The 12,959-nt window shown below is 41.9% G+C and carries 14 protein-coding genes; 1 reads left to right on the plus strand and 13 read right to left on the minus strand.

What is annotated here, in order from left to right:
• Positions 1-134: 134 nt before the first annotated feature.
• On the minus strand, positions 135-1,175 hold the full coding sequence (gene selD, locus AAIG11_RS16440; protein ID WP_343187327.1) for a selenide, water dikinase SelD: 1,041 nt from the start codon (positions 1,173-1,175) through the stop codon (positions 135-137).
• 67 nt (positions 1,176-1,242) lie between these two features.
• The gene (locus AAIG11_RS16445; protein WP_343187328.1) at positions 1,243-1,884 is read right to left on the minus strand and encodes a helix-hairpin-helix domain-containing protein; all 642 of its coding nucleotides are present in this window, start codon (positions 1,882-1,884) and stop codon (positions 1,243-1,245) included.
• A gap of 171 nt (positions 1,885-2,055) precedes the next feature.
• On the opposite strand from AAIG11_RS16445, the gene AAIG11_RS16450 reads away from it, so the two are divergent.
• The gene (locus AAIG11_RS16450; RefSeq protein ID WP_343187329.1) at positions 2,056-3,390 is read left to right on the plus strand and encodes a D-alanyl-D-alanine carboxypeptidase family protein; all 1,335 of its coding nucleotides are present in this window, start codon (positions 2,056-2,058) and stop codon (positions 3,388-3,390) included.
• A gap of 72 nt (positions 3,391-3,462) precedes the next feature.
• On the opposite strand, the gene AAIG11_RS16455 is transcribed toward AAIG11_RS16450, so the two are convergent.
• The 11 genes from AAIG11_RS16455 to AAIG11_RS16505 all read right to left on the minus strand — a co-directional run bounded on the left by AAIG11_RS16455 (position 3,463) and on the right by AAIG11_RS16505 (position 12,916).
• Positions 3,463-3,846, minus strand: a complete 384-nt coding sequence (locus AAIG11_RS16455) for a RidA family protein (protein WP_343187330.1) — start codon at positions 3,844-3,846, stop codon at positions 3,463-3,465.
• A 20-nt stretch (positions 3,847-3,866) separates the two neighbouring features.
• A complete protein-coding gene (locus AAIG11_RS16460; RefSeq protein WP_343187331.1) occupies positions 3,867-4,529 on the minus strand; it encodes a helix-turn-helix transcriptional regulator in 663 nt (220 codons plus the stop codon).
• Positions 4,530-4,563: 34 nt separating this feature from the next.
• Positions 4,564-7,041 carry a leucine--tRNA ligase gene (gene leuS / locus AAIG11_RS16465; RefSeq protein WP_343187367.1) on the minus strand — a complete coding sequence of 826 codons (2,478 nt, stop codon included), beginning with the start codon at positions 7,039-7,041 and terminating at the stop codon, positions 4,564-4,566.
• A 335-nt stretch (positions 7,042-7,376) separates the two neighbouring features.
• Positions 7,377-7,733 (minus strand): ribosome silencing factor, encoded by a 357-nt coding sequence (gene rsfS / locus AAIG11_RS16470; protein WP_343187332.1) that lies wholly within the window; start codon positions 7,731-7,733, stop codon positions 7,377-7,379.
• Complete coding sequence (gene yqeK, locus AAIG11_RS16475; protein WP_343187333.1) at positions 7,690-8,355, minus strand: bis(5'-nucleosyl)-tetraphosphatase (symmetrical) YqeK; 666 nt, start codon at positions 8,353-8,355, stop codon at positions 7,690-7,692. The genes rsfS and yqeK overlap by 44 nt, the downstream gene beginning before the upstream one ends.
• On the minus strand, positions 8,342-8,992 hold the full coding sequence (gene nadD / locus AAIG11_RS16480) for a nicotinate-nucleotide adenylyltransferase (protein ID WP_343187334.1): 651 nt from the start codon (positions 8,990-8,992) through the stop codon (positions 8,342-8,344). The genes yqeK and nadD overlap by 14 nt, the downstream gene beginning before the upstream one ends.
• 33 nt (positions 8,993-9,025) lie before the next feature.
• Positions 9,026-10,333, minus strand: coding sequence for a GTPase ObgE (obgE, locus tag AAIG11_RS16485; protein WP_343187335.1), 1,308 nt, complete (start codon positions 10,331-10,333; stop codon positions 9,026-9,028).
• Between the two features lie 81 nt (positions 10,334-10,414).
• Positions 10,415-10,711: a 50S ribosomal protein L27 gene (rpmA, locus tag AAIG11_RS16490; protein ID WP_343187368.1), complete on the minus strand. Its 297-nt coding sequence runs from the start codon at positions 10,709-10,711 to the stop codon at positions 10,415-10,417.
• 2 nt (positions 10,712-10,713) lie between these two features.
• The gene (locus AAIG11_RS16495) at positions 10,714-11,049 is read right to left on the minus strand and encodes a ribosomal-processing cysteine protease Prp (RefSeq protein ID WP_343187336.1); all 336 of its coding nucleotides are present in this window, start codon (positions 11,047-11,049) and stop codon (positions 10,714-10,716) included.
• 9 nt (positions 11,050-11,058) lie between these two features.
• Complete coding sequence (gene rplU / locus AAIG11_RS16500; RefSeq protein WP_343187337.1) at positions 11,059-11,370, minus strand: 50S ribosomal protein L21; 312 nt, start codon at positions 11,368-11,370, stop codon at positions 11,059-11,061.
• Between the two features lie 136 nt (positions 11,371-11,506).
• Complete coding sequence (locus tag AAIG11_RS16505; RefSeq protein WP_343187338.1) at positions 11,507-12,916, minus strand: Rne/Rng family ribonuclease; 1,410 nt, start codon at positions 12,914-12,916, stop codon at positions 11,507-11,509.
• Positions 12,917-12,959: the final 43 nt, after the last annotated feature.

The following is a 12,959-nucleotide window of genomic DNA, read 5'->3' on the forward strand; positions in this document are numbered from 1 at the left end:
TTGGTATTAGTGGGACTTGGATACTTCTATTATACCACTTACAGGGGGTTCTCTATATGTTTTTCACGAATGTTTATTAGCGATTTTCAAGGTTTTTTTGCTTTCCCTTGGGTGGGAAAGTTGAGTTCTTAATATTACTCACTTATTTCTATTGAATATGATCCAGCTTCTCCAACGCTACCAATCTCGGCAAATGCACAGGGCAGCATTTTTGCGAGAGATTCCAGTGCTCGCGAAACATCATTTTCGGGTATTGCCAGCAATAATCCACCAGAAGTTTGCGGATCATAGCACAAGTCCAACAATGCTTCGTCAATTTCTCCTGTGACCTGTACACGCGATCCAAAGTAATCGCGATTTCGATACATTCCCCCTGGAATTAAACCCATTCGAGCGTTGGCAATCGCTGCAGAAATAAAAGGGATTGCCGACATTTTAAGCCGGATAGTCACTCCGCTTCCTTCAGCCATTTCTATGGCATGACCCAAAAGACCAAACCCGGTAATATCAGTGCAAGCATTAATTCTACCACCTCTGGCGGCATCAAGCGCAGATTTGTTTAACAACGTCATTACTGATACAGCTTCTTGATAGTCACTTTTGCTTAACAGTTCAGCCTTAATAGCTGTGTTAAGCACGCCAGTTCCTAACGGTTTTGTCAGAATCAGCCTATCTCCCGGTTTAGCATTTTTATTAGTGAGTATATGATCAGGGTGAACAGTTCCCGTTACACAAAGACCATACTTGGGCTCATCATCTTCCACCGAATGCCCCCCCACCAAAGAAGCTCCTGCTTCCAATACTTTTGCAGCCCCTCCCTGCAGAATTTTTTCCAACACCTTGGCTGAAAGGCAATTGGGAAATCCAACGATATTCAAAGCAAGAATCGGCGTTCCCCCCATGGCATAGATGTCACTTAGGGAATTGGCAGCGGCAATTTCCCCAAATGTGTAGGGATCATCCACAACAGGTGTGAAAAAATCGACCGTTTGGATAATCGCCAAATCCGGAGTTAATTGGTAGACTGCACCATCATCACTTGTCTCAAGGCCTACAAGTACTCTTGGATCTATTTTTTTAGGCAACTGCCCCAAAACCTGAGTCAGGACCTCCGGTCCAATTTTAGCCGCTCAGCCGGCGCTCTTTGTCAGGGTTGTCAGCCGTGTTGATTCCATATACGCCACCTCCTTATCATCGCATTATATATCATTTCAGTGCCTTCATTCCGATAATCAAGTGTTTTCAAATGGTAATGGATGATTCCAAGTCCTGAAACTTCTTATCTCCAATTCCACTGACTTTTTTCAATTCTAGAAGCGTCTTAAATAGACCATGCTGTTCCCGATAATTCACAATTCTTTCGGCCAGAACTGGTCCAATGCCGGGGAGTGTTTCCAACTGACGTTGGTCAGCTGTATTAATATTGATCAGCTGACTGTTAGATGATGAAACAGAAGATTTAAAATTTAAGGTCGGTAACGTAGTATCCACTTCTAAGTCAAATTCTTCTTCACTGGGAATAAACACAAAGGCTTCATCATGTAATTTTTGTGCCAGGTTAACTTTTTTGGCAGCTCCTTCCCTGAGGCCACCAGCTAAATGAACGAGATCAATCAAACGTGCCTCTTCTTCCAGTTCATAAACACCTGGGTGTTGGATCATTCCTTCGATGTGAACCATGATTATCCTTTTTTCTAGTTCTATAGCTGAAGCCGCTGAAAGAGCACTTTCTGGTTGAGGCTGTTCAGAAAGATTGGTTTTCTCTATTTCCGAAAGGATATAAATCGTTTTTTGTTGTTCATAATGTTGATAAAGTCCCAAAATGACAAACAGTAAACAGGTTCCAATAATAAAAATCCACTTATGTTGCCGCGACAGTGCCACATGTGTCAGCTCCTTCAGGACGAAAAATGGAAATCTGATTTGATGTCTTCCACTCTTAACAAATTAACAAATCTATTGTACTATATAATAGTGGCTTTGTGGGATGAAATGTCTGTCTTTCTTCACCAAGACTTTTAACTATTCTTATTTTTATCGGGAGCTGATCACTCATTGAAATTCTCAATTAAACGCACTTCAGAAACTGTTCTATCGAGCCTGCTGTTTCTATCGATAATGTTTTCCCTTTTAATCACTCCTGTTTATGCCTTTCCAGCAGCGGTTGAACCCGATATTATTGCACCACGTGCTGTTTTAATGGATCTAAATACTGGCACCATTCTTTTTGATAAAAATGCCAATGAACCCACTTTTCCAGCCAGCACCACTAAAATTCTAACAGCGCTGTTGGTACTAGAAAATGCATCGCTGAATGATATTGTTCATATCGACTACGAGCCTGGAGTGACCGGGTCTAGCATGTACATCGTCCCCGGTGAATCTTTTTCAGTGGAAACACTTTTAAAAGCATTATTGATTCGTTCTGCCAATGATGCGGCCGAAGTGTTGGCCCGGCATATCTCAGGTTCTGTTGATTCTTTTGTTCTTTTGATGAATGAACGCGCTGCCGCCCTTGGCGCTAAAAACACTCATTTCACCAATCCTCATGGCTTGCCAAATGAATCACATACAACAACCGCCTATGACTTGGCAATGATCGCACGGGAAGCGATGAGTCACGATCTGTTTCGCGAAATTGTTGCCAATCGGTCACTTGTCATCCCCCCCACCGGCGAAACCGACCAACGGGTTTATAATAATTCTAACCGCTTTCTCTGGGGAACCGGCCCAAATCATCAAATGATGTATCAGGGAGTGAGTACCGATATTTTTTATGAACCGGTAGATGGTATCAAAACAGGTTATACCAACAGTGCGCGCAACTGTCTGGTAAGCTCGGCGCATTTTGGTGACCAGCATTTTATTGCCGTCGTATTGAATGCTGAGCAGGAAAATATTTATTCAGATTCAAGAACACTGCTTGATTATGGTTTTCAACATTTTCATACCGTCACTCTTGTTGAGTCGGGATCTGAGCTAACTGCGATACCTGTTTTAAACGGTACCGAGGATTCTTTGGCGCTATTTAGTGACAGTACGCTGTCATTTGTTATTCCAAGGAATATCATGGCAGATGATATTCAGCCAAAACTCTCCCTCATTGATGAAAGTATCACTGCCCCCATTGAGCCCGGGACTATTTTGGGTTTGGTTGAGTATTTTTATGAAGATAACATGATTGGGCAGATCTCGCTGGTCAATCAACAGCAAGTTGATTTCGTGCCTGTATATCAACGCATCAGCTATCGCAATTATTTATTGCCGACCTTTTTACTATTCTTTCTGATTTGGCAAAGCTACGTAAATCATTTGCGTCGAAAGAAAAAACGCATTCGCCGGATGCAAGCCAGAACCGACAGATATCAACAATACGAGTCTTATGAATAGTAAAGCCCGGTAACGAGCAGATCTTCTGCCGTAACCGGGCTTTTCATTTCAAATGCATCGCACATTTATCAATCAGGCGTTTTTAATGGCAATGGCTTCAATTTCCACTTGGGCATCTTTGGGTAAGCGAGCAACTTCAACTGCAGCTCTGGCGGGTTTGTGATCGGTGAAGACAGTGGCATAAATTTCATTCATTTTGGCAAAATCATTCATGTCTTTTAAAAAGACGGTTACTTTAACGATGTTCTCTTTTGAAAAGGAAGCTGCTTCTAAAATGGCCATCAAGTTATCAAGGCATTGTCGTGTTTGATCCTGTATGTCATTTGAAACAAAATCCATCGTATCAGGGTTTAATGGAAGTTGACCTGATACAAAAATCATGTCTCCTGCCTGCACGGCCTGGGAATAAGGGCCAATGGCAGCTGGTGCTTTTTCTGTGCTAATCATTTGATTCATGGGTAATATCCTCCTTTATTTTAACTGTCTACTCGAATTTCATCAAGATAATTATAGATGGTATAACGCGATACGCACAAGACTTTTGCCACTGAATCAATAGCTCCTTTGATAAGAAATGCTCCCTGCTCATCAAGTTTGCGAACAATCGCTACTTTTTCTTCCTTGTTCATATAGGCGACAGGTTTTCCACTGATTTCCAGGGTTTCAGTCAGTAGATGATTTAATACATCGTTGACATTGCTGCTGGAGGGATCAACTGCCAAGGGGTCTTCCGGCGATTCAATCCAGGTCACTTCTTCAAGTACTTTTCGTGCAATCATGAACTCAGATATATCCAAATTAATACAAAGGCATCCTATCACTTGATCCTGTTCGTCCCGAACCAGCATTGTGGAAGATTTGAGCGTCTTCCCATTCGAACTTTTATTCTGGTAGTTAAGAATGTGGTCAGAATGGTTGCCTTTGCTTCGCACCGATTCAAGACCTTCATTAACCATGGGACTCTCTACCGAACGCCCGGTTACATGACCGTTATGGATAGCTACTATTGTTTTATAAGAATCACCAATTTCGTGAAGCACGACTTCGCAGTTTTTTCCAAATGTTTTACCGATGGATTCAACCAGCGGTATCATACTTTTAAGAATAGGATGTAGCTTTTTTCGATTAATGGTTTCCATAACGCTTTCCTTTCTTTGCATTCCTCACAATTACTCAGGAAGGCTTCACAACAATATTTACCAGCTTGCCTGGAACGACAATCACACGGGCCACTTGTTGTCCTTCGATGGTTTGTCTGATTTTATCGTGTCCCATTGCCAGTTTTTCTGTTTCTTCTTTTGAAAGATTTGAAGAAATGATCAACTTTTCTTTGACCTTTCCATTAATCTGTACAACAATCTCCACTTCATCTTTCACCAGCGCACTTTTGTCTGCCTTTGGCCATTCAGCCAAGTGAACGCTTTCTCGATGACCCATTAGCTGCCACAACTCCTCAATCATGTGAGGTGCAAAAGGCGCCAATAACTGGATCATGGTTTCAATGCCTTCCTGAAGCAGCTGTCCGTTAATATCTTCTTTTTTCTGAGCTTTATATTTATAAAGCTCATTGACAAGTTCCATGACAGCACTTATGGCTGTATTAAAATTAAATCGTTGTTCGACATCGTCAGTCACTTTGGAAATTGTGTAATGAATTTTATAACGCAGTGATTTATCTTCAGGAGTTTCCTGTGTGTTTTCAAGGTGAATGAGATCATCGTTAATAGCTTCTGTTACCAAACGCCAAATTCGGTTTAAAAATCGGTAGCAACCTTCTACTCCCTGATCACTCCACTCCAAATCACGTTCTGGAGGAGCTGCAAAGAGAACAAACAACCGTGCCGTATCGGCACCATACAGTTTAATGATTTCTGCCGGGCTAACGACATTTCCTTTTGATTTGGACATTTTTGCACCATCTTTGAGAACCATTCCCTGAGTCAGTAAATTATTGAAGGGTTCATCAAAATCAAGTAAACCAATATCCTTCATCACTTTAACGAAGAAACGAGAGTACAGCAGATGCAGGATGGCATGCTCGACGCCTCCAATGTATTGATCAACGGGCATCCATTGATTCGCCAGAGACTTATCAAACGGCTTTTCACTGTTTTGGGGGTCTGTGTATCTCAGGAAGTACCATGAAGAGTCCACAAAAGTATCCATCGTGTCTGTTTCTCTCGTCGCTTCTTCGCCGCATGTCGGACATGTTGTCTTCAAGAAGGATGTGCTGGTAGTTAACGGCGATTTTCCTTTTCCACTAAAAGCAACATCTAATGGGAGTGTAACAGGCAGATCTTTTTCAGGAACAGGGACAATACCGCAATGATCACAATAGACCACCGGAATTGGTGCTCCCCAGTAGCGCTGACGAGAAAGAAGCCAGTCACGCAATCGGTAGCTGATGGTTTGCTTGCCAGTCCCTCCGCTCTCCATTTGCTGACAGATAGCATTAAAAGCTTCTTGACTCTCCATTCCATTATATTGACCAGAATTGATCATCGTTCCAGGACCAGTATATGCATCAGAATCAATTTTGTATGGTTCTTCAGTTTCAGGTGGAAGAATCACAGGTATCACCGATATGCCATACTTGTTTGCAAAGTCAAGATCTCGTTGATCATGGGCAGGTACAGCCATAATGGCGCCCGTTCCATAATCAGCCAAAACATAATTGGCAATGTAGATTGGAATTTCCTGCCCTGTAAATGGGTTTAAGCAGTATCTCCCAGTAAATCGGCCTTCTTTTTCTGTTTCGGCAGAAGTACGTTCCACATCAGACAAGTGTTGTAATTGGTGGACGAAATCCTGTACATCTTTCTCATAGGATGTACCTGAAACCAGTTCTTCCACAACTGCATGTTCAGGTGCCAGCACCATGTAAGTGGCACCAAAAACTGTATCGGGACGTGTGGTAAAAACAGTAAGAACTTTTTTACTGCCTGAAATTGGAAATTGAATATCTGCGCCGGTACTTTTTCCAATCCAGTTGGATTGCATGGTCTTAACTTTATCCGGCCAGCCTTTCAGCAAGTCAAGGTCTTCCAGAAGCTTTTCAGCATAATCAGTAATTTTAAAGTACCATTGGTTGAGATTTTTTTTGTTTACCGCACTGTCACACCGTTCACATTGACCGTCCACAACCTGCTCATTAGCTAACACAGTATCGCAAGAGGGGCACCAGTTGACCCTGGATTCTTTTTTATAAGCTAACCCTTTATGATAGAACTGGAGAAAAATCCATTGCGTCCATCGATAGTAGTCCGGTGTGCAGGTGGCAACTTCTCGACTCCAGTCATAACTTAATCCCAGACGATTGAGCTGTTCTTTCATTTCGTTAATATTGGATTTTGTCCATGTATCCGGGTGAATCTGATGCTGAATCGCCGCATTTTCTGCTGGCAGACCAAAAGCATCCCATCCCATTGGATGCAATACATCATAGCCCTGCATCGTTTTAAAGCGGGCAATCACGTCACCAATGCAATAGTTGCGCACATGACCCATATGAATTTTGCCAGAAGGATAGGGAAACATTTCCAGCGCATAATATTGAGGTCGATCAGAGCCATTTAATTCAAAAACTTGATTTTCTTCCCAATAACGTTGCCATTTTGTTTCAATGTGATTAAAATCATAGGTCGCCAACAGTCATCCTCCTCTGATTACAGATTAGTATGAAACGAAAGAACAAGTGAATACAAAAAAACTTCCCGTCCAGGACAGGGACGAATCGAAATCCGCGGTACCACCCTGTTTGACAGAAAGTCCACTTAACCGGCTGATATGGGAACCACCCCTGGAACGCTGCGCAAAAGATGAGTTCACCATTTGTCACTACCGATTCACAGCAACCATCGGTTCTCTGAAAGTGACGCTTGCTTACTATTTCTTTCACCATTCCATAAATAATTAGTTTCATTCATTTTTCTTTATTTCATATTTTCACGATACCCTCATAGTTCAACTTATTATACATGATCGGCTTAATTTGTGTCAATATCGAGCACTGGTGCATCTTTCCAGATTGATTCCAGCTGGTAATGTTCTCGATCTTCTGTGATGAAAAGATGGACAACCACATCACCATAATCCAGTAAGATCCAACGCGACTCTTTTAATCCTTCCTGGTGTCTGACAATAATATCATTCATTTCCAGATCTTCACGGATATTTTCTGCAATGGCTTTTACTTGACGAACTGAAGGTGCACTGGCAATAACAAAAAAGTCGCAAAGTGATGATATATCACGTAGATCCAGCACAATTGGTTGCTGTCCTTTTTTATCATCAATACTCTTAAGGATAGTTTCCACCAGTTGAATTTCTCGAGTCTTTTCCATATAATCCCTCCCACATTTTTTTTAAAGCATTCACTTTCCTTTCACCCAGTTCATTTAACATATGATTGCGCGCTTCCACGGTATTTGGATGTAGCAGTTTTCCAGTTTCCAACACATAAATCATTGTGTTGGTCAGCGCCTGATATACTGCCAGATCCAGCTCCCGATAAGCTAATTCTCGAAGGAATGCAACACCAGAATAATCACGCCCTTCTTCGATGAAATCAGCCAAATAAATAATTTTTTCAATTGTTCCCATGTGTTTACGGCCTGTGGTGTGATATTCAATCGCTTTTAAAACTTCATCGTCATCAATACCGAACTCATTAAGTGCGATTGCAGCAGCAACGCTTCCGTGAAGTAATTGATGGGCTTGAACCATAAGAGAATCAGGCTGCAGGTGATAGAGCCTTACTGTCTGAAGTAATTCTTCTTTGTTGAATCCCTTTGCGTAGTCATGAAACAATGCCGCCATCGCTGCTTTTTCGCGGTCTGCACCGAATTGGTCGGCCATGCGCAGGGCAGCATTGCGAACTCCCAATGTGTGCTGGAATCGGCCGGTTTTCATTCTTTTTGCCAATACTTGCTCAATGTGCTTTAACCGTGCTTCATTGATGTTCATTGGCGTTTCCTTTCGTGTCGCTCTGGTATAATCGATGTTGTCTAATATAACGCTGAACAGTTTCAGGAATCATTGAAAGAATGGATTGACCATCAGCAGTCCTTGAACGAACTTCTGAAGACGACACATCCATTCTAACCGCCTGTATGAGTTGAATGGATGCATGGAATTCCGACTGAAAAAATGCTATTTTATTCAGTAATTCTGCATCAGTGTTTTTCTGCCTCTTGACAACAATGAACTTTGACAATTGAAACAACTCTTCAAATTGATACCAGCTTTCAACTTCCAATAAAGAATCTGCTCCAAGGATGAAAAACAGTTCTGAGCCTGGAAAATTATGCTGCATATGGTGCATTAGGTGCACTGTATAGCTGGGTTTTCGACGCATTATTTCAAAGTTGCAAAGTTTAAAAAATGGTTGTCCTTGAATTGCCAGCTCGACCATTCTCTGTCGATGTTCGGCTGGTGAAATCAACTGCCCTCTTTTGTGCGGCGGTTCTCCTGCAGGCACAAAATATACAATATCAAGATTGCATTCTTCCAGTGCAGCTTGAGCCAGTGTGAGATGTCCCAGATGAACAGGATCAAATGTTCCACCCAAGATACCAATGCGTTTTAAAACACTCGTTTTCATGGCACCACCTCATATTGATGTTCATTTATCTTTCTAATGTCCGGGGTCCATTTGATCGGTAAATTCAAACTCAACTTCCATGATTTGAACTGTGTCACCTTCGCGAATACCCATTTCTTTCAACGTTCCAATAACACCATGCTTTTCAAGAATACGGTGAAAGTGCAAAAGTGAGTCCATGCTTTCCATGTTAAGTGAATAGATCAGTTTTCTAACCAAGTCTCCCTCAACCAAGTAAATACCATCTTGCTTTCGTACAGTAAATCGCTCTATATCCTTTTGTGGAAGTGTGACAACTCGCTCAGCCGTTTCAATGTTGAGACTCTCATGTTCAAGACGCTGTTCCTCATCTTTCAGCATTTTTCCAGCTGCTGTCATCAGTTCGTCAATACCGGCACCAGTGGCTGCTGATATCTCATAGAAAGGTCTTTGTTTCTCTTCAAAACCAGCTTTCAAAACAGCCACTTTATCTTCGTCGAAAAGCAGGTCCATCTTATTAGCAGCGATGATTTGGGGCTTTTCTTTTAAAGCTTTAGCGTATTGAAACAGCTCTTGATTTAATTTTTCATAATCATCCAACGGATCACGCCCCTCAAGTCCGGCGGCATCAATCACATGTATCAACACTTTTGTTCGCTCAATATGTCTTAAAAAATCGTGTCCGAGCCCAACACCTTCCGATGCACCTTCTATCAGCCCTGGAATATCGGCAACCACAAAGCTGTCACCGCCTTTTCCTTTCACAACTCCCAGATTGGGAGTCAGTGTGGTGAAATGATAATTGGCAATCTTGGGGCGTGCTTCAGAAATTACAGACAGCAGAGTCGATTTGCCAACATTTGGAAAGCCCAAAAGACCGATATCGGCTATCAGCTTTAGTTCAAGCATAATTTCAATTTCTTCACCCTGCTCACCCGCTGTGGCAAATTGCGGAGCCTGTCGTGTTGGTGTCTTAAAGCGTGCATTTCCTTTGCCGCCTTTACCGCCTCTTGCCGCTAAAAAACGATCGCCTGGTCTCACGAGATCAGCCAGCATGATACCTGTTTGCTTATTGATAATCAGTGTACCACATGGAACCAGCAACTCAAGATCATCTCCACTTTTTCCGAACATATTCTTCTTTTTACCATCTTCACCTTTATCGGCTTTATAATGTCTTTTATACCGAAAATCCATAAGTGTTCTAAGGTTACTGTCTGCAATGATCCAAACATCGCCACCCTTACCACCATCGCCACCATCCGGACCACCATCCGGCACATATTTTTCTCTTCTGAACGCTACAATGCCGTTGCCGCCATCTCCAGCTTTCAAAGAGATTTCTGCCTGATCAACAAACATATGATTCACCTTCTTTCAGTTCAACCAATGAAAAATCTCTATTATTCTAAATAAAAAGCCGCCTGACAGGCGGCTGAACTCTTACTGTGCTTGCAGGGTCTCAGCAGAATAAATGCTAACCTGCTTTCTCTTTTTATCTTTTCTTTCGAACTTAACGATCCCATCAATCATGGCAAACAGCGTATCATCGCCGCCTTTACCAACGTTTAAACCGGGATGAATTTTTGTGCCGCGTTGACGTACCAGAATATTTCCGGCAGTAACAAGCTGACCATCGCTCTTTTTTGTTCCCAGTCGCTTGGAAATGCTGTCGCGTCCATTTTTAGAGCTACCTACACCTTTTTTACTGGCAAACAACTGCAAGTTCATTTGAAAAATCATTATGACACCTCCTCGTCATCAATGACGATAATATCCGGATATTGTTGCTGAATATTTTGAAATCCCAGTAACATCGTTTCAAGCAACAAAGTTGCTTCCCTGCGTTGTGTTTCGTTCAAATCTTCAATAATTGTGCATTCCAGTAACCCATCTTCTATGCTGTACCTGGGTCTTTGACCCAACACCTCATATAAACCAATGATGCTTGTTTGAGCCAGTACAGAGACCGCTGCACAAACAATATCCTTGCCCATCGGCGCAATATTTGAATGGCCTCTCACAGCATAGCGTACAATATCATTTTGTGGATTGCGCCACACTTTTACGTTGATCATGAGGGATTCCTATGCTTTAATGCTTTCAATTTTCAACTTTGTGAAAGGTTGTCTGTGTCCCTGTTTTCTGCGATAGTCTTTTTTGGACTTATACTTGAAAACAATCACTTTGTCAGATTTTCCATTCTCAATCACGGTAGCTTCCACAGAAGCACCTGCTACAAAAGGCTCACCAACTGTGATGCTGCCATCTTTTGAAACAGCCAGCACATGGTTAAGAACTACTTTTTCACCTTCTGATACAGCCAGTTTTTCAACTACAACGGTGGAGCCTTCTTGAATTCGATATTGTTTACCACCGGTTTCTACGATTGCGTACATCGTCACACCTCCTCATCCCAGTCTCGCCAAATAAAGGTATCTGAGGTTCGCTCAAGCATCATTCAGCTCCCAGAATTTACAACCTGATTTGTGCGGCTTCTACAAATTTGAATTATACCATCTAACACTTGATTTGTCAACGAAAAGACAGTGTGTAATCTTCAACTTCGATTGACTTTGAGTGTGTCAGGTTTAGATTCAAACCGTAAGCATTTGCTAAAGCTGTTAAATCCAGTTCGTGGGTGCACAGTTGCTGATACCTTGTGGGATGCAAGGTCACATGCGCTTCTTTGATTTCCGAATGATGTTGATAGCGTCTAAAGGCCTTTTCCAGTTCATATGCCAACCAATGAACAGATAGAATTGCACCAGAACCATGGCAGCAGGGACACGTTGTTTGATAAAGAGAAGCCAGATTGCTTCTACTTCTTTTTCTGGTCATTTCCACTAATCCCAGTTGTGTCATGCCCATTATAACAGTTTTTTGGCGATCAATTGCCAAAGCCCTATCCAGACTTTCCAGCACCATTTTATTGTTTGTCTCTTTTTTCATATCAATAAAATCAATTAGAATAATTCCACCAATATCACGCACCCTCAGTTGATGAGCAATTTCAACAGCTGCAGTAAGATTCACATGAAGTGCTGTCTCCTCAAAACCGTGACTGCCAATATACCGTCCGCTGTTAACATCAATTACTGTTAATGCCTCTGTCGCATTTATGGCAAGTGTTCCCCCGTTTTCGAGATGCACTTCAGAACTCATCAATCGCTTCCATTCAAGTTCAAAATTTTCATCATTGAACGGACTGGAACCTGTTTCAGTTTCTTGAATAACAGACAGTAAATCAGGCTGCGTAAACTGGCATAAAGATTTAAGCTGTTGCGCTTCTTCACAATCATTAATCAGAATACGATTGGTGCTTCGATTGGCTGCATCTCGCAGCAGACGAGGCAGCAGCGATTGTTCACGGTATACTATTTTTTTGATCATTTGCTTGCTTTCATTTTCAATGTGTTTCCATACAGATTGAAGATAATGCCAGTCTTTCGTTAAAGCTTCTGAATTTTGCTCAAAAGCAGCAGTTCTGATGATCATGCCCGTATGGTTGTCTATTATGGCTCGTGCCCATTCTTCAAGACGATCTCGTTCTGAAAGATCGTTAATTTTATGTGAGATGCCTATGTGGTTATCGTTTGGCAGCATTATCAGGAACCGTCCAGGAATAGCCATTCTCATAGTACCTTTAGGCCCTTTATCACCAAAAGCATCTTTCGAAACTTGCAGCATTATTAAGTCACCTTCATGCAAATCGTTGAAAGGCACAGTCAGGTCTTCCTGATATATAAATATGTTTTTGTGTAATCCTGCATCAACAAATATGGTTTGCATACCAGGCAGTCGATTCACAATTTGACCGATGTAGATATTATTCACGAGACTCCGGTAGTTATGTCTTTCAACATGCATTTCCATAATACGTCCATTTTGAACCACTGCTGCCCTTGTTTCATACACACCCACATCAGCAATGATTTGATTCATGATTACCCTACTTTCTGTATGATGAACTGATAAACAACAGCCC

This window comes from Anoxynatronum sibiricum (assembly GCF_039414295.1).
In the GTDB taxonomy this organism is placed as follows: Bacteria; Bacillota; Clostridia; order Peptostreptococcales; family Tindalliaceae; genus Anoxynatronum; species Anoxynatronum sibiricum.